This window comes from Pseudoalteromonas sp. Z1A8 (assembly GCF_011378855.1).
Taxonomy (GTDB): Bacteria; Pseudomonadota; Gammaproteobacteria; order Enterobacterales; family Alteromonadaceae; genus Pseudoalteromonas.
This window is the reverse complement of sequence record NZ_WTLB01000024.1, coordinates 19394-42044: the sequence shown is the minus strand read 5'-3', so window position 1 is coordinate 42044 and position 22651 is coordinate 19394. Positions and strand designations below refer to the sequence as shown.

Below are 22651 nucleotides of genomic sequence, written 5' to 3'. Positions count from 1 at the left end.
TACTTTCCCCATGAGAATTTTTAAAGATGATTGGTATTAAACATTTAAAAACCATAGCAACCCTAAAAGAAACAGGATCTTTGGTTAATACAGCACGAGAGTTATTTTTAACACAGTCTGCTTTATCTCATCAAATCAAAGATTTAGAGAATAAATTAGATTGCCAATTATTCGAGCGTAAAACTCAACCTGTACGCTTTACCCCTCAAGGAATGTTATTACTTGAATTAGCTCACGAAATACTGCCAAAAATGGAAGCGACTAAATGCCGTTTGAAAGAAAGCTTAAATCAGCCTATTTCTCAACTGCGTTTGAGTGTGGAATGCCATGCATGTTTTCATTGGTTATTGCCTACTATTAAAGAATTTAATAACTTTTGGCCTGATATAAAAATTGATTACGAGCGCGGCTTTAGTTACGACGCAATTCCTGATTTATTAAATGACGAGCTCGACTTAGTTTTAACATCAGACATACGTGAACCCGATACATTAGAATACGCGCACTTATTTGATTTTAAATTAAAGCTGATTGTGGCGCCGGATCATGAACTTGCTAAAAAAGCGTATGTAACAGCGCTTGATTTAAAAAACGAAACTATTATTTCATACCCTATCCCGCGTGATCGCCAAGATATATTTAAGCATTTCATTCAAAATGCTCGTTTTGACGGTACGTTAAAAACGGTTGATCAAGGATTACTTATTTTTCAACTAGTGAGTGCTGGAATGGGCGTTGCGGCTTTACCTGATTGGCTAGTTACACCTTACGAGAGCCAAGGCCTAATAAAGTCAATTCCTTTGGGCGCTCTTGGCCTTACTCGTCCTATGTATTTAGCAATGAAAAAAGACATGAAAGACAACCCTGTTTATCGTCACTTTTTAAATACGTGTAAGTTAAATAACGGTCGATAATCATCATTATAATGAGTAATATCGCTGTAATTACCTCTACAGCGTTTAACTCTTATGTTTGTTATTAAAAAATTGATTGGTGGCTTGCTAATGCCACTGCCCCTATTTGGTTTATTTACGTGCCTGATGCTACTACTTGCATTTAAAGGTCGTAAATCAGCTCTCTTCTTATCAACTTTAAGCTTAGTTGTATTGCTTGCATTGAGCACACCCTTTATCGCCAATTTAATTATCCACAATAATGAACCTGTATCGCTTGCATTTAATACCTTAAAGCATCCAAAAATAGACAAGATAGTCGTACTCGGTTGCGATATAAATCCAAATTCGGCTTTAAGTTCAAATAATCAATTAGGTAATTGTGCGCTAACGCGCTTAGTAGAAGGTATAAAACTAGCAAAGCACTACCCTAATGCAGAGCTTATAGTTTCAGGTGGAGGTTACCAAAACACCACTAATAGCGGGCTTATGTATCAAACGGCAATTAGTTTAGGAATTAATAAAAGTCGTATACTCCAAAATCCTAAAGCGATGGATACCGCAGCAGAAGCTAAATTATTAGCACCTAAATTAGTTGATTTTAAAGTCGCCCTAGTAACATCTGTGCTGCACATGCCCCGCGCTAAAGACTTATTTAATGCTCAAGGTATTGAAGTAATAACCGCAGCCACTGATTACCATAACTTTGCTGTATTACCGTGGCATAAACAATTTATACCTAATGCTCAGGCTTTAATGGTAGTAACGCAGTATGCTCATGAAGTAATTGGAAATGCATGGATCACAGTGCGCCGCTGGGCAAACCCAGAAGCGCTTTAGTTTTTCACTAAGAAACAAATACTACTAAACAGGGTTATCTATATCTATAAACGTGACGTCAAAGCCATGTTCTTGAGCAAGCAACTCACCCAAAGCTTTTACGCCATAGCGCTCTGTTGCATGATGCCCAGCTGCAAAAAAATCAATATTTTGCTCACGAGAGCTATGAATAGTTTGCTCCGATGCCTCACCTGTTAGGTAGGCATCAATGCCTTGCTCTGCAGCTAAGTCAATATAGCCTTGCCCACCACCAGTACACAGTGCAATGGTTTCAATTTTAGCTAAGCGCACGAGGCTTGTAAGTGGTTTTCGGTTAAGCACTTTTGCAATTTTATCTGCAAACGCTTCACCACTTAATGGTGTTTTTAAACGCCCTTTCATTGCTACGCTATTTGAAGTTGGCTCTAGCCCTGCTTCAATTTCAATATCCAATAACTTTGCAAGTTGCGCGTTATTGCCAACTGCTGGATGAATATCGAGTGGTAAGTGATATCCAAATAAATTAATATCATTTGCTAGTAACGCAGCTATACGACGCTTTTTCATACCTGTTATTGGCTGAGATTCTCCTTTCCAAAAAAAGCCATGATGAACCAAAATAGCATCAGCTTGTTGCTCAATAGCGGCATCTATTAATGCTTGGCTGGCAGTTACACCCGTCACAATTTTTTTAATTTCGTTTTTACCTTCGACTTGTAAGCCATTTGGGCAAAAATCTTTAATTAAATGCGGTTTTAAAATGTCATTTAGGAGTTGGTTAAATTCTCTACGCTGCATATAACTTACCTTACTTAACACTGAATTTTGTGCAAATTTTGGCGTTTATAGGCTTAAAATGGAAGGAAAATCGCAAAAAATTGAAAAACTGTTTTAAAATAGGTATAAATACGGCTTCTTTATCTGTGTTCACAACGTATAGGGTCTCTGATGAGCAAACTAGACAAAACAGAAGTGTTATCTGCCTTTGAAGCAGCGTACGAAACTGCCAATGGTAAAAAACCTGAAATCACAACCAAACCTGGTTGGTACAGCATTGATGGTGGTAAAAATTTACGCCTAGCTGACGTAGCAGAGCTAACTAAAAAGTTAAACTCTGGCAAAACAACTAAAACGAAAAAACCAAAAGCAGCTGCGCCTGTAAAAGCACAGAAAAAAGCGCCATTCACTGTTGTTACCGAAAACGAAGAAGAAGGTTACACAGCGGAAGAACTTTGGATTGTAATTTTAGCACGTAAAGATCATGACTGTCGCTTACCGCGCGGTGTTGTTTAATCAACATTTATGATTTTTAAAAGAAACCGCGTTAAGCGGTTTTTTTATGTCTGTTATTTGCCAAAAACATAAAGCTTTATAAGTTGTGTAAGGCTAAAAAAAGCGGCTATGTAGCCGCTTTCGAAAGATCAAAATAAATTATAGCTTTTCGAAGTAAAGTGGTTCGCGCTCTTTTTTACCCACTTCACTCATTGTCTCTGCATTGAATAATCGACCATTGATCATGGTGTAATCTACTTTATCCGAATCTCGAATATTTTTAAGCGGATCGCCATCTATAACCATTAAATCAGCAAGCTTGCCAACTTCAAGTGATCCTACGTTTTTATCAAGCCCTAAATACTTAGCCGGATCGAGTGTTGATGCACGTATAGCTTCAAGTGATGTCATTCCGCCTTGTGCAAACATCCACATCTCCCAGTGTGCACCTAAGCCTTCACGCTGACCGTGAGCACCTAAGTTAACTAATACACCTAGGTCTTGCAGCTCAGCAGCAACGCGTGCGTTATTAAAGTGATTATAGTGATGATCGGGCGCTTTAATGCGGCGCATAGAGCGTGGTAATAATTGATTTTTTGGCACAAATTTACTTAAACGCGGGTGATTCCACACATCAGTTTTATCGTACCAGTAATTTTCACCCCAAATGCCACCATAAGCCACTACAAGCGTAGGTGTGTAACCTACATCACTTTGCGACCATAACTGCTTTATATCGTCGTATATGTGCTCTACAGGGATTGAATGCTCAATACCTGTGTGTCCATCTACAATCATACTTAAGTTATGTTGTAATAATGAGCCGCCTTCTGGTACTACCATCATTTCAAGCATCCGGCCTGCTTCAATAACTTGTTGGCGCTGCTCTCGGCGTGGCTGGTTATACGACTTAACACTAAATGCACCTACTTTTTTAAGGCGCTCTAAATGAAATTTAGCATCGTCTAACGAGTCAATATGCGACGTATAACCTGGCATATTTGCGCCATATAAAATAGTACCCGTTGAGAAAATACGCGGGCCAACAATCATGCCTGCCTTTTGCATTTCGCTTGCGGTAAATATTTCGGAGGTATCGTTTGATGGATCGTGAATTGTAGTTACACCCAGCGCTAAACCTGCAAAGTTTTTCCAGTTTTGCTCAGGTATAATTTCATCACTTGCTTGCGAGCCATGTGCATGAGCATCAACAATACCAGGCATAATAGTTTTACCTGTTACATCAATAACCTCAGCACCTTTAGGAATACTTATATCGCTGGCTGTACCAATTGCTTTAATATGCTTGCCATCAGTGATAATTACACCATTTTCAATTACCTTTTCGCCGTCCATAGTTATAATTTTTGCACCAGTGAGCGCAATCATACCTTTAGGCTCTGCCATTTTTTTACTGAAACCGATATTATCGCCACTTTTCACTTTAAAGTCGGTATCTTCGGCTTTGTTAATAGCAAACATTCCTTCAAGGCTTGCATGATAAAGCTCAGGCCCTAATGTCCAATAAAGTTTGTTGCTCTTTGCACTCCAACTAATGTTTTCACCAGCACGAACCGATAACTGCTCTATTGGAAATTGACTGTCTTTAGGCCCAATATTAATTGTTTTACCACTTTGAACAAACGGCGTTATAAATACTTTAAATCGCTCAGCAAAAGCGAGGTATTGCCCATCTGGTGATACTCTAAATTCTGTCGCATGTTCTGACTCGTACAGTTTACGAACTTTTTTACTTTCAAGCTCTACTACGCTAAGCGTTGGTTTTGGCCAAGGACTCATAATGAAAACACGATCGTTTGCATCTCCAAATTGTGGTTGATAACCACTTTTTGAAATAAGCTCACTTTTACCACCTTTAGCGCTTACGCTATAAACCCCCGGATTAAGTGACCACTTAGGGTTTAAAATACTGCCGCCAGTGGCTTTACGATAAACAACCGTTTTACCATCTGGACTAAACGTTGGCTCTACATACTTGCCTGGCTGCGTAGTAATGGTATCGCCACGGCCACTGCGTGCAGACACAACCTTTACGGACCCTTGCTTGTTATCATCCCATGTGGTGTACACAATTTTTTTACCATCGCGAGAATACTGTGGAAATAATTCGTAATGATCTGTTTGCTTTGTTAAACGCTTAATTTTACCCGACTCTAAATCACGTTTATAAATATGCCCAAGCGCTTCAAAAATTGCCGCTTCGCCATCTGGGCTTACTTGCACATTACGCAGCATTTTTACATCAAACTCATCAGTATCTAAGTTTTGTGTAAAGCGCACCGCTTTTTGAATTTTTTTAGTGGTTTGCACTTTAAAAGGAATGGTTTTTACAGATTTGTCTGCAACATCTAGCTTGTGAATTGTACCACCAGCCCAAAATACCAGTTCTTCATTATCGGGTGTCCATGCAATAGTTGGGTATACACCATGAATAGCCCATGTTTCTTGCATATCTCGCTCAAGCTTATCGTAAAGCTTAGTGTGCTCACCGCTGGTTAAGTCATATAAATACAAGCTAGTTTGAAAGTCATCACGCTTTATATACGCCAGTTTTTTACCATCTGGTGATGGTGTAGGCCTAATAGCACCGCCCATCGTATCGATTACAGTTTCAATTTCACCCGTTTCGCGGTCGTAACGTTTAATTTTATAAATGCCCGCTACAGAATCCTTTGAGTAATGAAAGGTTTTACCGGGTGTTGCATCATGCGAAAAGTATACATAACGACCATCAGGTGAAAACATTGGCTCACCTAAATCTTTTTGATCATTTTCACGTTTTGTAAGCTGAACACCCTTGCCACCGGCTTTGTGGTACAACCACACTTCACCGGCACCTAGTGAACGGCTAGCCGTAAAGTGTTTACGCGCAACTAAGTAGTCGCCATTAGGGCTCCATGCAGGGCTATTTAGTAATCTAAAAGTTTCGTCGGTAACTGCGTGTTGGTTTTCGCCATTTAAGTCCATTATCCAAATGTTATCGCCACCACCTTGATCGGAGGTAAACGCAATACTTTTGCCATTAGGACTAAAGCGTGGTTGCATTTGCCATGCAATATCAGAGGTGAGCTTGGTGGCTGTACCACCACTCATTGGCATAGTGTAAATATCACCAAGTAAGTCAAACACCACGGTTTTACCATCAGGGCTTACATCAATATTCATCCATGTGCCCTGCTCAACGCTAATTGCAGCGTCAACAAATTGCCCCTTAGGTGAATCTACTTGCCATTTTTTTTCGTCTTTTTCAGCGGCATTTACCTGCCCTATCGCTAATGACACCGACAGCGCCAATACTGTATGAAGCATTTTTTTCATGCGTTTCTCTCTTGTTATTGTTGCAGTAAAAACTATTTCACATGATTGCAACAAAAACAAACGCAACTTGCCAGCGTTATATGATAAAGCGCGGTTTATGTAGGTTTAATGCCAAACAATAGGGTCAAATTGATAGTAATTAACTAGCATACTGTAAATTTCAGGATCGTATCGGCGAAGCTCTGCGGGTTTTTCGAGGAAGGTTTCGGTGAGTACAGCAAAAAACTCAGCTTCGTTAGTCGCACCATAGCTGTGAATAACATGCGGCATGCTATAGGCAACATGGCTTTTTAACTGGGTGAAGGCGCGGCTAAATACCCTGCCCCACTCTTTGTAATCTGCTGAGCTTTTTAAAATGGGCGTACCCGTTGTTTTACCTGTTTCTTGATCGAGTTGATGCGCAAACTCATGAAATACCAAGTTATGTCCATCGCTTGGTAAACGATTACCCTCAAGTACATCATGCCAGCTTAAAACGAGTGTGCCGCCAGGCCATGACTCGCCTAGTCTTACCGTATTATGGTAACTCACAAGTCCTGCACTATCGCGAGTTGATTGCGGAGCATAATAAGCACTTGGATATAATAAAATTTCTTTTACATTTCTATATAACGGCCACGGTTTATTAAGTACTAATACACACGCATCGGCGGCAACAATTAACTTCATTGCAGACGTTAGCCTTAAGCCATCACAACCGACAAAGCGTTTTTCGTTTAAAAACCACGTAATATGTCGCTCTAATTTTTCTCTGTCGGCGTCGGTCATTTTTTTATAGATGGGCATGCAACGCAGTAAAATATCTTTTTGCTGCGAATTTAAAGCAAAGTCTTTATATTTACTGCGCCATAATCGGTTTTGAATTGATGGCCAACGCCAGAAAATCACCACAAAAAGAATTAAAACAACAATTAACAGTCCATTTATCATGGGGATTTCCTGAGCTAAGGTATGGTATATAAATATGTCCAGCACACGTGTTTTTCAAGCATACAAGGTTATGTATTTGAATATAAAGTAATTCACATCGCATTGCTTATAGATTACTTATAGATTACTTATAGATTACTTATAAATTGTTTACTGCTTTGCACTGCCGTTACTGATGTGTTTAAAGTTAACCTTTGCAAAAGGTATCAAATGTACCCTGCAATGTGCTTATAAATTTCGCTACGTGCAAACCATCCATTAATGAATGGTGTACATCGATAGCTAAAGGCATTGTGCCTGTGTGTTTATCAAACTGACCAAATACAAATTTAGGAATGCCTAAACTCTGCCCTTCACTAAATGCATGCGAAAACGCACTAAAATTCAGCCACGGCAAAACAGATATATGAATTAAATCAGCCTGCCCTTCTGTTTGAGCAAATGCATCAGAAAATAACGGCTGTAATTTCGCTTTTTTGCTTACGCCACTTGCATGATTTGCAAACTCTTTAAACTCGCCTGTGCTGTTAAAATAACTAAAAACAAACGTATCGTTTTCAGACAACTCAACCACACTTGCGCGAACACTATTAAGTAACCATGGTTGATTATCTATTATACGTAGCATTATTGAATCGTACTCATGGCACGCTTTTAAGGTGCAATATACATACGCTTGAAAAAAAGAAAATTGATTGGTTTTGCAATAGTCGTAAAGTGCTTGAGCATCTAAACGCACACACACATTAAAGTAAGGCTGAGAAAAGTGTTTAAATAATTCAAAGTGTTGCTTTCTAGGCCAATTATCTAAATCGATAGGCTGCATGAGAGAAGTTGAGGGAGTCATAATTTGCCGCACAAAATTAAAAATAAAGTGTACCGCTGTTCAGTAATAATTGCATTAACTTACAGATAAACAAAAGGTGTGCAATTGCACACCTTTATATAAATTCAAACTTAGATTACAGACCGTTTTTAATGATCTCTTGCGCTAATTCGTCGGCAATTAAATGCGTTGATTTTTGCTCTTTTTCGCTACGGGCAAAAATTTCAGTTAACGTATTAAAAATACCTTCAACATGTTTATTAGACGCTGCTGCACTGTAACCTTCTGGCGCTGTTTCGTAATAAACATTAATAATACCACCGGCGTTAATTACGTAATCTGGTGCATATAAAATACCTTTTTCACGAATAACTTCACCGTGACGAGACTCTGCCAGCTGATTATTAGCACAGCCTGCAATAATAGTCGCCTTTAAACGCGGTATCGTTAAGTCGTTAACCGTTGCACCTAATGCACATGGTGCATAAACATCAACGCTTAAGTCGTAAATTTCATCAATACCAACTGCAGTGGCGCCAAAATCATTAACTACACGGTCAATTGCTGCTTGGTTAATATCAGTTACAAACAGTTCAGCACCCGCATCATGTAAATGTTTACATAAACCATAAGCAACAGCACCTAAACCTTGAACGGCCACTTTCACACCTGCAAAATCTTGATGACCACGTTGATGCTGTAGCGCTGCTTTAATTCCTAAAAACGTACCGTATGCTGTAAATGGCGATGGGTTACCACTTTTACCTTCAAGGCCCAGTACGTAATTAGTTTCTTTATTCATAATAGCGACATCAGCACATGTGATATTTACATCTTCTGCTGAGTAATAGCTGCCATTTAATCGCTCTAATTGACGACCAAATGCACGGAATAATTGCTCAGATTTAATTTCTTTTGCATTACCAATAATAACAGATTTACCGCCACCAAATGGTAGGCGCGCTACTGCATTTTTATACGTCATGCCTTTTGATAAACGTAGCACGTCGTAAACGGCATCTTCGTCGTTCGCATAATCCCACATTCTACATCCGCCAACAGCAGGACCTAGATTGGTATTATGTACAGCAATAATTGCTTTTAAACCCGACTCTTCATCAGAACAAAAAACTACTTGTTCATGGTTATCAAATTCAACTCGATTAAACACAGCCACTTAAAATACTCCGAAATAGTTAACCCGTGAGAGGGTATGCGCGCTGGAAATTGACGAGACTTTATCACTTCATATTAGAGTTCGCTACACTCACAGATGATAAAACCGATGAAAACATGACTCTTAGATTAAATAATCAAATTAAAACCTTTATACAGATAAAAAACCCATAAAATCATCATTAGGCAGTTTTAAAAACTGCAAATATAAAAACCACACTAACTTACGTTTACGTGAACGTAATGGCATTGCTATATGTAAAGTTTAATATACAAGTACTAACTGCCCGCTAAGCGCTATATTCTATAGGTTTACAGTAAAAAATGATGATTTAGAACAACTGGTCAGATGTGCAAACCTGATCATAGCTATATCTAAAAAACAAAAAAGCGAGCACCAGGCTCGCTTTTAACAACACAACTTAGGTTATTTTAGCTTGCTATCAAGCTCTTCTATTTTAGCTTTCCAGATTGCAGGGCCTTGTGTATGCGCATTGGCGCCCTCACTGTCTACTGCAACGGTCACTGGCATATCTTCTACTTCAAATTCATAAATAGCTTCCATACCTAAATCTTCAAAAGCAACTACGCGTGCTTTTTTAATCGCTTTAGATACTAAGTAAGCTGCGCCGCCTACAGCCATCAAATAAACAGATTTATGCTCTTTAATAGACTCAACAGTCGCAGGTCCACGTTCAGCTTTACCAATCATGCCTACAATGCCTGTTTTTTCTAGCATCATATCGGTAAATTTATCCATGCGAGTAGCTGTTGTAGGGCCTGCAGGACCAACTGCTTCATCGCGTACCGCGTCTACTGGTCCAACGTAATAAATAAATTTATTATCAAAGTCTACGCCTTTTGGTAAACCTTCACCTGAATTGATCATATCTTGCAGACGTTTATGCGCTGCATCACGACCTGTTAAAATAGTGCCTGAAAGTAAAACGGTTTCGCCCATTTTCCATTCTTGAACATCTTTTTTAGTCAGTGTATTTAAGTCAACACGGCGAGTGCCTTCGCCCACTTCAAATGTTACTTGTGGCCAATCTTCTAGTTTAGGCGCTTTTAAATTCGCAGGGCCAGAACCGTCAAGCGTAAAATGTACATGGCGAGTTGCCGCGCAATTTGGGATCATTACTACAGGTTTTGAAGCAGCATGCGTTGGAGCCGTTTTAATTTTAACATCAACAACCGTTGTTAAACCGCCTAAGCCTTGTGCGCCAATGCCTAACTTATTAGCACGGTCAAAAATTTCTAAACGTAGTTTTTCTTCAGTCGTTTCTGCGCCGCGCTCCATTAGTTCATGGATATCAACCGGGTCCATTAACGACTCTTTAGCCATCACTGCCGCTTTTTCAGCCGTACCACCAATACCTATACCTAGCATGCCTGGCGGACACCAACCAGCACCCATTGTTGGTAATGTTTTTTCTACCCATTCAGCAACGTCATCAGACGGGTTTAGCATAACCATTTTACTTTTGTTTTCAGAGCCGCCGCCTTTAGCTGCAACCATTACTTCTACTTTTCCACCCGCTACTAAATCAATATGCACAACCGAAGGCGTGTTATCTTTAGTATTTTTACGCGTGCCAGCAGGGTCTGCAACAATAGATGCACGTAAAGGGTTATCTGGATTCAAATATGCACGACGAGTACCTTCATCAACCATTTGTTGAACGGTTAAATCTGTTTTATCCCACTTAACATCCATACCTACTTTAACAAAACAGGTAATAATACCGGTATCTTGGCAAAGTGGACGCTTGCCTTCAGCCGACATGCGTGAGTTAATTAAAATTTGTGCAATGGCGTCTTTAGCCGCTTTACTTTGTTCTTTGTTGTAAGCTTTTTCGAGAGCTTGAACAAAATCAAGTGGGTGATAGAACGAAATATATTGCAATGCATCTTCAATGCTATCAATAAAGTCTTGCTGACAAATTGTACTCATAGTGGTTCCTTAAGTTACCGTTACGCGTTGTCGCGTAATCTAAATCAAACCGGTGACGGTGGTTTGCACTGTTTTTTACAGCTTAGTGCTGCCAAAAAATTTGACTTATGATACCCTCCCAGCCCGTTTCGAGCCAGTTCTTAAAGGGGCAGTAAATGCTAAACAATAAAAAAAATTGTATTAAATTAGGCATAACACAAAACTGCATTGACGTTTTTGCGCATTTTTCACATTTGCCTTATGCAATTCTATTAGATTCTGCAAATAGTAATCATATAAACAGCCGTTTTGATATTATTGCCATTGAGCCGCAAAGTACCCTTGAAGTAAAAAATAATAAAAGCTTTTTAAATAATATAGAAAGTAGTGATAACTGCTTTGAAATTATGAATAATGAGCTTTCGCATCTTGATAAAACAAAAGCCGATTACGATTTACCCTTTAACGGCGGCTGGCTTGGCTACTTTGGCTACGACCTAGGCCGTACAATTGAAAACATCCCCACTCGTGCTATTGAAGACATTAATCTTCCCCAAATGGCTATTGGCCTTTACTTAGATGCCCTTATTTACGACAAGCAGCAACAAAGCTGGTTTTATGTATCGCAGCCAAACACCGATCGATTAGCGCTTTATGAGCAATACTTAAATACACACCCTAACTCCCAAGTTAATACGCAGTCCTTTGCCCTAAACAGCGACTGGCAATCAAATATGAGCGAAACGGAATACGCTGCAAAGTTTGCCCAAATTGAGGAGTATTTAAAAAGTGGCGATTGTTACCAAATTAATTTAGCGCAGCGCTTTAACGCTCAGTTTGAAGGCTCCCCTTGGGCAGCTTATATTAAACTGCGTGAGGCAAATAAAGCGCCGTTTTCAAGCTTTATAAATCACCCTCAAGGGGCTATTTTATCAATTTCTCCTGAGCGCTTTATATCTGTAAACAATAACGTTGTAGAAACCAAGCCAATTAAAGGCACACTGCCGCGAAAAGCAGATGCACTAGAGGATCAACGCCAAGCGAAAATACTCGCAGCATCAGCTAAAGATCGCGCTGAAAATGTAATGATTGTTGATTTACTACGTAACGACTTAGGCAAAGTAGCAAAACCAGGCAGCGTTCACGTCCCTTCCCTTTTTGCTATTGAAAGCTTTCCGGCAGTGCATCATTTAGTAAGCACGGTAACCTCAGAACTTGATGAAGGTAAAACAGCGGTCGATCAGCTAAAAGCGGCTTTTCCGGGTGGCTCAATCACCGGTGCGCCCAAAATTAGAGCGATGGAAATAATTGAAGAACTAGAACCACATCGCCGCAGCATTTATTGTGGTTCGATTGGTTATTTAAGTGCATGTGGAAATATGGATACGAGTATTACTATTCGCACCTTGGTGTGCCACAAAGCGCAAATTTACTGCTGGGCAGGTGGCGGAATAGTCGCTGATTCTAAAGTCGAATTGGAATATCAAGAAACTTACGATAAAGTAAATAAAATCCTCCCTTTATTAAAACAGTAGGTCGTTTTGAATAGTGAACACATTATGGCGCGGTTTCTGTTAAGCCCTACAGCTGCGCCAAATCAGTTAAAAGACACACGTAAAAAACGCGCTAGCGCGGTTATGCTGCCAATTATTGATATAGATAACCATGCACATATTTTACTGTGTAAACGCCCTACTTATTTACACCATCACCCTGGGGAGATTTGTTTGCCCGGAGGCAAGTTTGAAGTAAGCGACATTACCCTTCGCACCACAGCACTTCGCGAACTAAAAGAAGAGCTAAATATTGCCCAAAGCAACGTTAATGTATTAGGTCACTTACCTGAGTATTCAACCTTAACGGGTTTTAATATTAGCCCCTATGTGGGTTTACTCAAAAAAAACACCACCTGGGAAAATGACTATAATGAAGTACAAGCGAGCTTTTTGCTCTCTGTTACTGAATTAAATAACGAAGCTAACTGGCAACCCTTACCTTTTCAACGATTTGGGAAAACGGTTATTTTGCAAGGTTTTAAAACGCCGCATGGTTTACTTTGGGGTGCGACGGCAAGCATTATAAAAAACTTTACAAAACAACTCGCCTTACCAGTTTAAATCTTCGTTATTAGTAGTTACACAATCACAATTCCACGTTATCATGCTCGACCGTTCAAAGAGCAGCTTCGTGCTGATAAAACAAAGTAGAGACACACACATTATGATCAGTGCATTTGATATGTTTAGCATTGGTATTGGCCCTTCGTCATCACACACCGTTGGCCCAATGCGCGCATCACGCTTATTTGTTAATGACCTACAAGAACAACAATTATTAGCAAATGTTACCGATATTAAAGTAGAGCTTTACGGCTCACTAGGTCAAACAGGTGTTGGCCATGGCTCAGGTAAAGCTGTAATACTTGGTTTAGCCGGTTACGATCCTGAAACAATAGATGCCGATTTAGTCGATGATATTTTGGCAACCATTGAAAAAGACCAAGTTATTTATTTAAACAAAACACACAAAGCCAAGTTTCCAAAACAAGGTGCAATTGTTTTTCATCGTCGTAAAACGCTGCCTAAGCATTCTAATGCAATGGAAATTATCGCCTCAAACAACGGTGAAAAAGTTTACAGCAAAGTATATTACTCTATTGGCGGTGGCTTTATTGTCACCGACGAAGAGTTTGAAAACGAAAAACAGGCAGCCCTCGATATTAGAGAAGAAAACCCGGCCCCCTTCCCATTTGGTAGCGCAAAAGAGCTACTAGAAATGTGTAAAGAGTCTGGGTTTAGTGTTTCTACCTTGATGATGAAAAACGAAAAAACACTGCGCACTGAAGACGAAGTAAAAGACACATTGTTCCATATTTGGAAAGTAATGATGGCGTGTATTGACCGTGGTATGCGCACCGAAGGTATTTTACCTGGCGGCTTAAAAGTAAAGCGCCGTGCGCCAAGCTTATACTTAAAACTAAATATAGAAGTCAGTAACGATCCTCTTCGTGCAATGGACTGGGTTGATTTATTTGCCCTTGCCGTAAACGAAGAAAATGCGGCAGGTGGCCGTGTAGTTACCGCACCAACTAATGGTGCTGCGGGTATTTTACCGGCTGTGCTTATGTACTATCACACATTTGTGAAAGAAGTAGACCGCGATATAGCCACGCGTTATTTATTGACCGCTGCTGCTATTGGTATTTTATATAAAAAGAATGCCTCTATTTCAGGTGCCGAAGTAGGCTGCCAAGGTGAAGTGGGCGTTGCGTGTTCTATGGCTGCCGGTGCATTAACAGAAATTGTTGGCGGTAACGTTGTACAAGTAGAAAACGCTGCGGAAATTGGTATGGAACATAATTTAGGCCTAACGTGCGACCCTGTTGGTGGCTTAGTACAGGTGCCGTGTATTGAACGTAATGCAATGGGCGCGATTAAAGCAATTAACGCTTCACGCTTAGCTATACGTGGCAGTGGCGAGCAAAAGGTATCACTTGATAAAGTGATTAAAACCATGCTTGAAACTGGTAACGATATGAAAACCAAATACAAAGAAACCGCTCGCGGTGGATTAGCAGTTAATATTATCGAATGCTAGCCAGCTCTTTATAAAAGTAAAAAGCCGTCTATTTAAAAATAGACGGCTTTTTTATTACTCGTTTAATGTAGTTACATTATTTAACGGGTAACTCTATATCTGCAAATAATTTATCTACATCATCTTGGTTACGTAATAAGCTTGCTCGCTCTACTCGCTCTTTAGTTAAGTGTGGAGCAAAACGTTCGATAAAATCATACATGTAAGTACGTAAAAAGCTGCCCTTTCTAAAACCAATTTTGGTCGTGCTAGCTTCAAATAAATGGCTTGCATCAATACACACTAAATCTGTGTCGCTCACTTGATCTATCGCCATTGACGCAACAACACCAACTCCTAGCCCTAAACGTACATATGTTTTTATAACATCGGCATCGGTTGCAGTAAATACAATGTGTGGCTCAAGTCCGTGTGCGCTAAATGCTTTATCAAGCTCTGAGCGACCCGTAAAACCAAATACATAGGTAATAAGCGGGTACTGAGCAATATCAGCCACAGTTAAACTATTTGCCTTTTTAGCGAGCGGATGGTCTTTAGCAACAACAATACTGCGGTTCCAATGGTAACAAGGCAGCATCACTAAATCTGAATACAAATGCAGCGCTTCTGTAGCAATAGCAAAATCAGCATCACCGCGTGCTGCCGCATCAGATATTTGCTGTGGTGTCCCTTGGTGCATATGAAGTGATACCGCAGGGTATTTTTTCATAAAGCCTTGAATAACATTAGGCAAAGCATAACGAGCTTGGGTATGTGTAGTTGCTATGTTTAACTTACCCTGGTCAGGCAACGTATGTTCATTAGCAACTGCTTTAATACCTTCTACTTTAGAGAGTATTTCGCGAGAAATATTAATAATATCTTCGCCAGCACCCGTTACATGCGTTAAATGCTTACCACTGCGGCCAAAAATTTGTACACCCAACTCATCTTCTAGCATGCGTACTTGTTTAGAAATTCCTGGCTGCGAGGTAAATAAACTCTCAGCAGTCGCTGAAACATTTAATTTATGATTTTGTACTTCTACTATGTATCTGAGTTGTTGTAATTTCATGGCTGCAAATTTTAACGTTATTATTCATATTATTTATAAAGGCAATACCACTTAAAACCAAGTGTTATTTACATAAAATAGTACTTTAAGGCTTTAGGTATGCAATTATCTGATTAGAGCTCAAGGCTAGCATAATAAATATGCTTGAGGTAGCGATGATTATTCAGCTTAAATTTATAAGCCCTTAGGCTTACTGCAGTTTATAAAGGGCTGAACCTATCAATTTTTGGTATATTTTTAAGTTAATCGGCGCAAAGCTACCCTGTTAACACATATTTAATGTAAGATTATAAAATTAGCTTATATATCCGAGAATTACACCATGATCGTTTCTATTATAATAGTGCTTATAGTTGCATTGATTGTGATTGCACTTTGGGTAAGTGCTGTACAACAACACAAAGAAAAACAAGAAGCGGAACGCCGTAAAGAGCTTACAAAACAAAAAGCTATAATAGAAGAAACAGAAGAAGCGCTAATGAATAGTGCCAATATTCCTCTTTCTGAAAATATAATCCGTGTATTGCAACGCCGTATTTACGAAGCATTAAATACGATGGTTACTAATTCGCCAACATCTAAAGCACTTAAAAGCCGCTTAGGTGAGGCTAAAACGCACCTCTCCAATGCAGTTCTAGACAACAGCAGTGAAGCCCTAGCATTACCCAATAATGACAAACAACTTGTTGGCCTAATTCAAGGCATCAAAAAATTGCGCTCAATTTTACGCTCTGAACATAATAAAGGTCGTATTGATAGCCAAGTTTTTGTTTTAGAAGATAAACGCCTCGAAAAACTACAACTACGTATTAATATTGAAAGCCAAATAAAGCGTGGTTTGTCTGCCCGTTCAGCCAGTATGGTTGGCTCTGCAAGACAGTACTTTGAAAAAGCGCAAGCAACTCTCAGTGCAGTCACCTATTCTGACGAATATGTAACAGCAAAACGCCTGGAAGTTGAAGGTTACTTAGAAGCCATAAGTGTTGAACTAAGAGCTTCTAACGCAAGCGCACTTAAAAAGAAAACAGAAGCTGAGCAAGATGATTTAGACATATTGTTTGCTCCTAAAAAGAAATGGTAGTGTTTTTATAAAAGCATTAAAAAGCCTGCACAAATTAAATTTGTGCAGGCTTTTTTTATTTTTCGTTAGCCATTAAGACAAAAATGCAAACTTGAAAACAAACAAGGCTGTTAATATCCAAACACTAATACTGACTTGATCTTTTTTACCACACAATACTTTAACCGCGGTGTAAGATATAAAGCCAAGCGCAATACCGTGCGCAATCGAGAATGTTAATGGTGTCATTAGCAACACAACCGTTACGGGAATTGCATCGGTCATATCATCCCAATCTACAAACTTCAAATTTTGCAGCATCAATACTGCGACGTACAAAATAGCGCCCGCGGTTGCATATGCCGGTACCATTTGTGCGAGCGGTGCAAAAAACATCATCAGTAAAAAGCAAATGCCAACAACAACGGCCGTTAAACCCGTACGTCCGCCAACAGATACGCCAGCAACCGATTCTATATAAGATGTAGTAGTTGAAGTACCTAACATTGCACCTGCGATAGTTGCTGAGCTGTCAGCACTTAATGCGCGTCCTAAACGAGGCATATTGCCCTTTTCATCAGCTAAACCCGCTTTTTGGGTTACAGCAACTAACGTACCTGAAGTATCAAAAAGATCGACAAATAAGAAGGCAAAAATAACACTCATCATTGATATATCAAAAGCGGCTGCAAAATCTAGCTGCATAAAAGTAGGCATTATTGATGGTGGCATAGCCATAACACCGTGATATTCAACAAGCCCAAAACTTAGAGCAATACCAGTCACTAATAAAATACTAATAAGTACGCCACTTTTAAAATCGCGGTATAAAAGTGCAGCTATTACAAAGAAGCTTAATATTGCCAATAGTGGTCCAGGAGAAGTAATGTCACCCAACTGCACTAATGTTGCTGGGCTTGAGACAATAATGCCTGCATTTTTAAGTGCAATTAATGCTAAAAAAGCACCTATGCCCGTAGCGATAGCTCGCTTTAGCACCAGAGGTATAGCATTAATAATCCACTCTCTGACTTTGAATAAACTTAAAAACAAAAATATGCAACCCGACATAAATACAGCCCCTAACGCGGCTTGCCAGGTATAACCCATGCCTAATACAACACCATAAGTAAAAAAGGCATTTAGTCCCATACCAGGTGCTAATGCTAATGGATAATTAGCCCACAAACCCATTATGAAACAGCCTATCGCTGCTGCTATACATGTAGCTACAAATGCAGCCCCTTGATCCATCCCTGTTTCAGCAAGCATAGCCGGGTTTACAAATACAATGTATACCATAGTTATAAAGGTAGTTAGGCCAGCAACGCACTCGCGTTTAACTGTTGAATTATTTTCGCTCAGTTTAAATAAGGCTTCAAACATAATAAACTTGTGATAGTAAAAAGTGGCGGGATTTTAACATAAAAATTATCTTTTACAGGACATTTTACCTTGCTATATACTAAACTATTAAAGTAATTAAAATAATAAATTAACCAATATGCTTAAAACAACACCTTGCGAGCAAGACTTAGCGCAACAGCTAGATAATATTTTAGGTTTTGTGACTCAACCTGAAAATACTTCTGTGCCTATTGATAATAAAAAAAATGAGCAAAGTACTTTAAATAAAGCCCTATATTATTTAAAAAATAATCAACCCCCATTAGCAGCAAAATGGATGCGCCTTGCTGCAATGGCAGGAAACCAAAGAGCACAGTTTTATTTGGGTTTATTTTTTGTGAAAGGTGAAGGCGTGCCACAAAGTGTGTTTCATGCTGCAGCTTGGTTAAGCTTGGCAAGTAGTCAGGGATACGCCCCTGCCACTGCAGCGGTTACAGATATACGTAAGCATATTGAAACTAAGCGATTTAAAGATGCCCAATGTTATGCAGCAAGTTTGTACGAACAAATCCATCAACTCCAGTTTTCTCAGATGATCCCTCGCACGAGTGAAAACACATAGGCTAACTATGAAAAAAGTACTGTATACAGTGTTTGAAAGTACTGTATATGGTTACAAAGACAATTCTATACAGTATAAAACCCCAAAATTAAGACACTACTCAAAAATTTATTTTTAGAATACCTTCTCAAAAACAACCCTATAACAAGCTGATTAATAAAGAATTATAAATTAAAAAAAATAAAAACAATGATCAAAAGCTGAATAACTGTACAAATAAATAGCATAAAAGGCTTGCACGAAAGCACTGTATAAACTACTGTATATGAATACTGTATAAAAACCCAGTGAGTGAAATTATGTTACAGACTATTACCGTAAGAACAGTTAAAAGTTACCAACAAGATGAGCAAAGCGATTGCGTAAATTTGATTCAGATTGAAGATGAAATTTCAGCGACCTTTGAGCTTTTAAAAGTATTACACCAATACAATAGCTCTAATGCTTGGACGTTATTAATTGCTCCAGACCATGTACCGAGTAAAGCTTTACTTGATTCATGCTCAATTGATACAAGTAAACTCTTAGTAATTAGGCAAAAACACCTAGTAAATTTAGAGTATGTATTAAATTCTGCATTACATAACGGAAATTTTGCAGCGGTAATTACCTGGACCGATATAGTTAATAACCAATTACTTACTAATCTATCGTTCGATTTGAGCAAAACGAATACAAAACTATACTGTTTTACAAAAAATGCTCAAACAACAGAGATACCACTCGCCCAACAAGCTTGTTAAACTAATGTTTTAGACTCTGTATTATTATTATGACCTCACTCAATACCACATTATGTTTTTGCAGCAGTGGGCACGATTATGCCAATTGCTGCGAGCCGCTTCACTTATATGTTAAGCAAGCTGACACTCCAGAACAACTTATGCGCTCACGATTTAGTGCTTATGTTATTAAAAATGCAAAATATGTTTATCAAACCTACGCTGAAGAAAAACAAGCTGAAAACCCTGTTAAAGAAATCAATGATTTTGCTAACAGTTGTCGATTTATCAATCTTGATGTAATTAGCTCAAGCTATGATGAAGACACTGGCAATGTAGAATTTAAAGCCCAATATTTTTATCAAAACTTATTTTGTGAACTTCACGAAAAATCGCAGTTTATTAAAGAAAATTCCAAATGGCGTTATTTAGATGGTGCTATATACCCAGTTGAAGATATTAAAGTGGGCAGAAATGATGATTGCCCGTGCGGTAGCACTAAAAAATATAAAAAATGCCATAGCGTGTAATAATTTTATTTGATCATTTATTACCTACAAAGTGTTTTTAAGTATCACGAGCTTTATTAGCTAGCTCAGCTTAAAAGCACACTTTGTTACGCCCTTGTGTTTTAGACTCATACATTTTTTCGTCTGCGATCTGCACCGTATTTTTGTTACTTTCGTAAGGTTGTAAAGTTGAACCGCCAATACTAATGGTAACAAACCCGTACTCTGAATATTTATGAAGGATTTTTAAGTCGATTATATTTTTTTTGATTTTATCGGCAACACAAATTGCACCTTCAGTGCTTGTATGAGGTAAAACAACTACAAACTCTTCGCCGCCATAACGCGCTACAAAATCTGTTGGCCTTTGCAAACTATTAGTAATAGTTTGTGCAACAAGGTTTAATACCGTATCACCTTGCACATGACCATAAATATCGTTGTATTGCTTAAAGTAATCTATATCGATGAGTAATAGTGCATAGTCGACTTTTTCTCGTAAGGCACTTCGCTCCATTTTACTAAAGTGTGCATCAAAATAGCGCCGATTAAACACTTTAGTTAAATCATCTAAAAATACTTTTTGATTGAGTAAGTCGTGCTGTAATTTTAATGTTATATGTGCACGAACTCTTCTAAATAATGTTTCTGTATTAATTGGCTTTTTAATAAAATCAACAGCTCCAGCTTCCCAGCACTCCCTTTCTTCGTTTTCAAAGGATGTAACAAAAATAACCGGGATATCTTGTGTTTCAGTATTATTTTTTAATTTTAAGCATGTTTCAATACCGCTCATTCCACCCATATTAATATCGAGTAGAATTATATCGGGTACAGCTGCATTACAAATTTCAATTGCCTCTTCACCACTTCCAGCTGTGGTCACATTAAAATGCTCAGATAATATTTTTTTTAATACAATTAAGCTTAATAACTGATCGTCAACTATAAGTACTTTAGAGTTCTTTAAACTTAACTTTAATTGATGGTCAGAGTAATTTATCGGCATGATACAACTATTTTATTTTATTAATTAAACACACCCTATAGCACTATGTTTTGTTATGCAAATGTTAATTAATTGGTTACTACTCAATTACCAATAAGAATTAGTCCATCGAAAACTTTTAAAGTATAAAAACAAAAAATGAGCCACTTGGGCTCATTTTTATAACTTCGAATACTTAATTAAATTAAGTATTATTCGTCATCATCTAAATCTAACTGTTGACGCTGAGCAGGTCGAGCTAAAATCTCTACATAGAAAGAGGTCAAACCTTGCTTTTCAATTTCGCCAATTTGGTTACTTAATTCAGCAACGTGCACAACTTGCGCATCTTCAGCTGTATTACCAAACTTACAGTCAAATGCCCAATAGTCAGCATCTTCAGGTAGCGTTTTATTACGCTCTCTTTTCAAATATTTTTTCACTTCGTGCTTTGCAGCATCAACCATACGAGGGTATTTGATTTTCTCGTGATTTAGCGTGAATGTTTTCTTCATTACGTTCCTAATTACCTTGGTTTAATGATAATGGCATTTCATGTCATACCATTTGACGCCATTATAGCAATTGCATTTAATTTTTGGATGCTTTTTTTTCATTAAATCAATTATTAGCAAATATATAAAGCAGACCCGTTATAAAGCATATATTAACTGATGATTATTACAATCATATATCACACAGCAATAAGCTGAAGTGGTTGATGTATTGCATCATTATTAAGGCTGTCATAAAAAGCTGCTGCATCTATTGGTGGATTAGCTAATTGCGTTTGTTCGCTTTTAATTCTTCTTCTGACAGCAAGTTCACAGTTATCTATTATATGAAGTGGAATATGCTTATCATCATTTCTAATCGCAAGCGGTTCAGGGTTTAAGCATTGTATTAGCTTAATGCTCGTCATGCCGCTACGCTCTCCTTCTTGAGATATTAATGCAGCATTGAATTGTCCAACCAACATATTATATTCATCAGAGGCTAAAAGTTGTTTTGGACCTGCGCCAAATTGCTTTCTTAATACCTCTTCTTCTATAACTAAATTATCTATTTCAGTTTTTGGTAAATGAAATTGACTAAAGTCGAGTGCGTCATGTGACAACATTGCTAATAATAGTGAAAATTCGCCACGACGATTTTCATGCACACTATTATTGAGTCTACTGTTTAACTGACTCTCTGTGATTAACAAATCATCTATTTGCATAGTCTTTAGCCGATTGTGGTAACTGATAGATATTTATCGGCTTTATTTCAATTTTCTTTAGCTTTTTTCTTTACTTAAATACGCAATTTGCTATTATCAGCGCCGTTGCATTGGAGGGGTTCCCGAGCGGCCAAAGGGATCAGACTGTAAATCTGACGGCTCAGCCTTCGCTGGTTCGAATCCAGCTCCCTCCACCACTTTTCTTACCGCTAAGTTAAGTGGGGCCAAATGCAATAAAATTAGTGTGGAGGGGTTCCCGAGCGGCCAAAGGGATCAGACTGTAAATCTGACGGCTCAGCCTTCGCTGGTTCGAATCCAGCTCCCTCCACCACTTCTCTACTT

Annotated in this window: 21 protein-coding genes and 2 tRNA genes; 12 read left to right on the top strand and 11 right to left on the bottom strand. The window is 38.6% G+C overall.

What is annotated here, in order from left to right; genetic code table 11:
• The first annotated feature begins 26 nt into the window (after positions 1-26).
• Positions 27-914 carry a LysR family transcriptional regulator gene (locus tag GQR55_RS11160; protein WP_166420647.1) on the top strand — a complete coding sequence of 296 codons (888 nt, stop codon included), beginning with the start codon at positions 27-29 and terminating at the stop codon, positions 912-914.
• Positions 915-968: 54 nt separating this feature from the next.
• Positions 969-1733, top strand: coding sequence for a YdcF family protein (locus tag GQR55_RS11155; protein WP_166420646.1), 765 nt, complete (start codon positions 969-971; stop codon positions 1731-1733).
• Positions 1734-1757: 24 nt separating this feature from the next.
• On the opposite strand, the gene GQR55_RS11150 is transcribed toward GQR55_RS11155, so the two are convergent.
• Entirely contained in the window at positions 1758-2510 is a 753-nt protein-coding gene (locus GQR55_RS11150) for a Nif3-like dinuclear metal center hexameric protein (protein ID WP_166420645.1), read from the bottom strand.
• 150 nt (positions 2511-2660) lie between these two features.
• Here GQR55_RS11150 and GQR55_RS11145 point away from each other — a divergent pair, with 150 nt between their 5' ends.
• Positions 2661-3005: a hypothetical protein gene (locus GQR55_RS11145; protein ID WP_166420644.1), complete on the top strand. Its 345-nt coding sequence runs from the start codon at positions 2661-2663 to the stop codon at positions 3003-3005.
• A gap of 138 nt (positions 3006-3143) precedes the next feature.
• Here GQR55_RS11145 and GQR55_RS11140 read toward each other — a convergent pair whose 3' ends face one another.
• From GQR55_RS11140 to GQR55_RS11120, 5 genes are all read right to left on the bottom strand, one after another.
• Positions 3144-6323 carry an amidohydrolase family protein gene (locus GQR55_RS11140; RefSeq protein WP_166420643.1) on the bottom strand — a complete coding sequence of 1060 codons (3180 nt, stop codon included), beginning with the start codon at positions 6321-6323 and terminating at the stop codon, positions 3144-3146.
• 105 nt (positions 6324-6428) lie between these two features.
• Positions 6429-7253, bottom strand: coding sequence for a M90 family metallopeptidase (locus GQR55_RS11135; RefSeq protein WP_002961680.1), 825 nt, complete (start codon positions 7251-7253; stop codon positions 6429-6431).
• 187 nt (positions 7254-7440) lie between these two features.
• Positions 7441-8079 (bottom strand): CatA-like O-acetyltransferase, encoded by a 639-nt coding sequence (locus GQR55_RS11130; RefSeq protein ID WP_165728271.1) that lies wholly within the window; start codon positions 8077-8079, stop codon positions 7441-7443.
• 136 nt (positions 8080-8215) lie between these two features.
• A complete protein-coding gene (locus GQR55_RS11125; RefSeq protein WP_165728212.1) occupies positions 8216-9256 on the bottom strand; it encodes a Glu/Leu/Phe/Val dehydrogenase in 1041 nt (346 codons plus the stop codon).
• A 426-nt stretch (positions 9257-9682) separates the two neighbouring features.
• The gene (locus tag GQR55_RS11120) at positions 9683-11209 is read right to left on the bottom strand and encodes a fumarate hydratase (protein WP_007583843.1); all 1527 of its coding nucleotides are present in this window, start codon (positions 11207-11209) and stop codon (positions 9683-9685) included.
• 155 nt (positions 11210-11364) lie between these two features.
• Here GQR55_RS11120 and pabB point away from each other — a divergent pair, with 155 nt between their 5' ends.
• From pabB to GQR55_RS11105, 3 genes are all read left to right on the top strand, one after another.
• Positions 11365-12723: an aminodeoxychorismate synthase component I gene (gene pabB / locus GQR55_RS11115; protein ID WP_165728211.1), complete on the top strand. Its 1359-nt coding sequence runs from the start codon at positions 11365-11367 to the stop codon at positions 12721-12723.
• A gap of 6 nt (positions 12724-12729) precedes the next feature.
• Positions 12730-13305 (top strand): CoA pyrophosphatase, encoded by a 576-nt coding sequence (locus GQR55_RS11110; protein ID WP_165741846.1) that lies wholly within the window; start codon positions 12730-12732, stop codon positions 13303-13305.
• A 103-nt stretch (positions 13306-13408) separates the two neighbouring features.
• Positions 13409-14785: an L-serine ammonia-lyase gene (locus GQR55_RS11105; RefSeq protein ID WP_010555091.1), complete on the top strand. Its 1377-nt coding sequence runs from the start codon at positions 13409-13411 to the stop codon at positions 14783-14785.
• 76 nt (positions 14786-14861) lie between these two features.
• Here GQR55_RS11105 and cysB read toward each other — a convergent pair whose 3' ends face one another.
• Positions 14862-15839 carry an HTH-type transcriptional regulator CysB gene (cysB, locus tag GQR55_RS11100; RefSeq protein ID WP_002961670.1) on the bottom strand — a complete coding sequence of 326 codons (978 nt, stop codon included), beginning with the start codon at positions 15837-15839 and terminating at the stop codon, positions 14862-14864.
• Between the two features lie 322 nt (positions 15840-16161).
• Here cysB and GQR55_RS11095 point away from each other — a divergent pair, with 322 nt between their 5' ends.
• Positions 16162-16920 carry a hypothetical protein gene (locus GQR55_RS11095; protein ID WP_166420642.1) on the top strand — a complete coding sequence of 253 codons (759 nt, stop codon included), beginning with the start codon at positions 16162-16164 and terminating at the stop codon, positions 16918-16920.
• Between the two features lie 72 nt (positions 16921-16992).
• Here GQR55_RS11095 and GQR55_RS11090 read toward each other — a convergent pair whose 3' ends face one another.
• Positions 16993-18285 (bottom strand): NCS2 family permease, encoded by a 1293-nt coding sequence (locus GQR55_RS11090; RefSeq protein ID WP_166420641.1) that lies wholly within the window; start codon positions 18283-18285, stop codon positions 16993-16995.
• Positions 18286-18403: 118 nt separating this feature from the next.
• On the opposite strand from GQR55_RS11090, the gene GQR55_RS11085 reads away from it, so the two are divergent.
• From GQR55_RS11085 to GQR55_RS11075, 3 genes are all read left to right on the top strand, one after another.
• Positions 18404-18868 carry an SEL1-like repeat protein gene (locus GQR55_RS11085; RefSeq protein ID WP_166420640.1) on the top strand — a complete coding sequence of 155 codons (465 nt, stop codon included), beginning with the start codon at positions 18404-18406 and terminating at the stop codon, positions 18866-18868.
• A 299-nt stretch (positions 18869-19167) separates the two neighbouring features.
• On the top strand, positions 19168-19611 hold the full coding sequence (locus tag GQR55_RS11080) for a SulA-like leucine-rich domain-containing protein (RefSeq protein WP_149591965.1): 444 nt from the start codon (positions 19168-19170) through the stop codon (positions 19609-19611).
• A 29-nt stretch (positions 19612-19640) separates the two neighbouring features.
• Positions 19641-20120 carry a YchJ family metal-binding protein gene (locus GQR55_RS11075; RefSeq protein WP_166420639.1) on the top strand — a complete coding sequence of 160 codons (480 nt, stop codon included), beginning with the start codon at positions 19641-19643 and terminating at the stop codon, positions 20118-20120.
• Positions 20121-20190: 70 nt separating this feature from the next.
• Here the strand turns inward: GQR55_RS11075 and GQR55_RS11070 are convergent, their stop codons facing one another.
• The 3 genes from GQR55_RS11070 to GQR55_RS11060 form a co-directional block, all read right to left on the bottom strand.
• Complete coding sequence (locus GQR55_RS11070; RefSeq protein ID WP_166420638.1) at positions 20191-21108, bottom strand: diguanylate cyclase; 918 nt, start codon at positions 21106-21108, stop codon at positions 20191-20193.
• Between the two features lie 191 nt (positions 21109-21299).
• Positions 21300-21602: a DUF6172 family protein gene (locus GQR55_RS11065; RefSeq protein ID WP_002961433.1), complete on the bottom strand. Its 303-nt coding sequence runs from the start codon at positions 21600-21602 to the stop codon at positions 21300-21302.
• Positions 21603-21781: 179 nt separating this feature from the next.
• Positions 21782-22309, bottom strand: coding sequence for a VC2046/SO_2500 family protein (locus GQR55_RS11060; RefSeq protein WP_166420637.1), 528 nt, complete (start codon positions 22307-22309; stop codon positions 21782-21784).
• 112 nt (positions 22310-22421) lie between these two features.
• On the opposite strand from GQR55_RS11060, the gene GQR55_RS11055 reads away from it, so the two are divergent.
• Both GQR55_RS11055 and GQR55_RS11050 read left to right on the top strand, forming a co-directional pair.
• Positions 22422-22506: transfer RNA gene (locus GQR55_RS11055), tRNA-Tyr, on the top strand.
• Positions 22507-22555: 49 nt separating this feature from the next.
• A tRNA-Tyr gene (locus GQR55_RS11050) sits at positions 22556-22640 on the top strand.
• Positions 22641-22651 lie beyond the last annotated feature (11 nt).

Bases quoted from the DNA above. Each gene is read 5' to 3' on its own strand.
- GQR55_RS11160 (WP_166420647.1), top strand. From the start codon at position 27: ATGATTGGTATTAAACATTTAAAAACCATAGCAACCCTAAAAGAAACA.
- GQR55_RS11155 (WP_166420646.1), top strand. From the start codon at position 969: ATGTTTGTTATTAAAAAATTGATTGGTGGCTTGCTAATGCCACTGCCC.
- GQR55_RS11150 (WP_166420645.1), bottom strand. From the start codon at position 2,510: ATGCAGCGTAGAGAATTTAACCAACTCCTAAATGACATTTTAAAACCG.
- GQR55_RS11145 (WP_166420644.1), top strand. From the start codon at position 2,661: ATGAGCAAACTAGACAAAACAGAAGTGTTATCTGCCTTTGAAGCAGCG.
- GQR55_RS11140 (WP_166420643.1), bottom strand. From the start codon at position 6,323: ATGAAAAAAATGCTTCATACAGTATTGGCGCTGTCGGTGTCATTAGCG.
- GQR55_RS11135 (WP_002961680.1), bottom strand. From the start codon at position 7,253: ATGATAAATGGACTGTTAATTGTTGTTTTAATTCTTTTTGTGGTGATT.
- GQR55_RS11130 (WP_165728271.1), bottom strand. From the start codon at position 8,079: ATGCAGCCTATCGATTTAGATAATTGGCCTAGAAAGCAACACTTTGAA.
- GQR55_RS11120 (WP_007583843.1), bottom strand. From the start codon at position 11,209: ATGAGTACAATTTGTCAGCAAGACTTTATTGATAGCATTGAAGATGCA.
- pabB (WP_165728211.1), top strand. From the start codon at position 11,365: ATGCTAAACAATAAAAAAAATTGTATTAAATTAGGCATAACACAAAAC.
- GQR55_RS11105 (WP_010555091.1), top strand. From the start codon at position 13,409: ATGATCAGTGCATTTGATATGTTTAGCATTGGTATTGGCCCTTCGTCA.
- cysB (WP_002961670.1), bottom strand. From the start codon at position 15,839: ATGAAATTACAACAACTCAGATACATAGTAGAAGTACAAAATCATAAA.
- GQR55_RS11095 (WP_166420642.1), top strand. From the start codon at position 16,162: ATGATCGTTTCTATTATAATAGTGCTTATAGTTGCATTGATTGTGATT.
- GQR55_RS11090 (WP_166420641.1), bottom strand. From the start codon at position 18,285: ATGTTTGAAGCCTTATTTAAACTGAGCGAAAATAATTCAACAGTTAAA.
- GQR55_RS11085 (WP_166420640.1), top strand. From the start codon at position 18,404: ATGCTTAAAACAACACCTTGCGAGCAAGACTTAGCGCAACAGCTAGAT.
- GQR55_RS11080 (WP_149591965.1), top strand. From the start codon at position 19,168: ATGTTACAGACTATTACCGTAAGAACAGTTAAAAGTTACCAACAAGAT.
- GQR55_RS11075 (WP_166420639.1), top strand. From the start codon at position 19,641: ATGACCTCACTCAATACCACATTATGTTTTTGCAGCAGTGGGCACGAT.
- GQR55_RS11070 (WP_166420638.1), bottom strand. From the start codon at position 21,108: ATGCCGATAAATTACTCTGACCATCAATTAAAGTTAAGTTTAAAGAAC.
- GQR55_RS11065 (WP_002961433.1), bottom strand. From the start codon at position 21,602: ATGAAGAAAACATTCACGCTAAATCACGAGAAAATCAAATACCCTCGT.
- GQR55_RS11060 (WP_166420637.1), bottom strand. From the start codon at position 22,309: ATGCAAATAGATGATTTGTTAATCACAGAGAGTCAGTTAAACAGTAGA.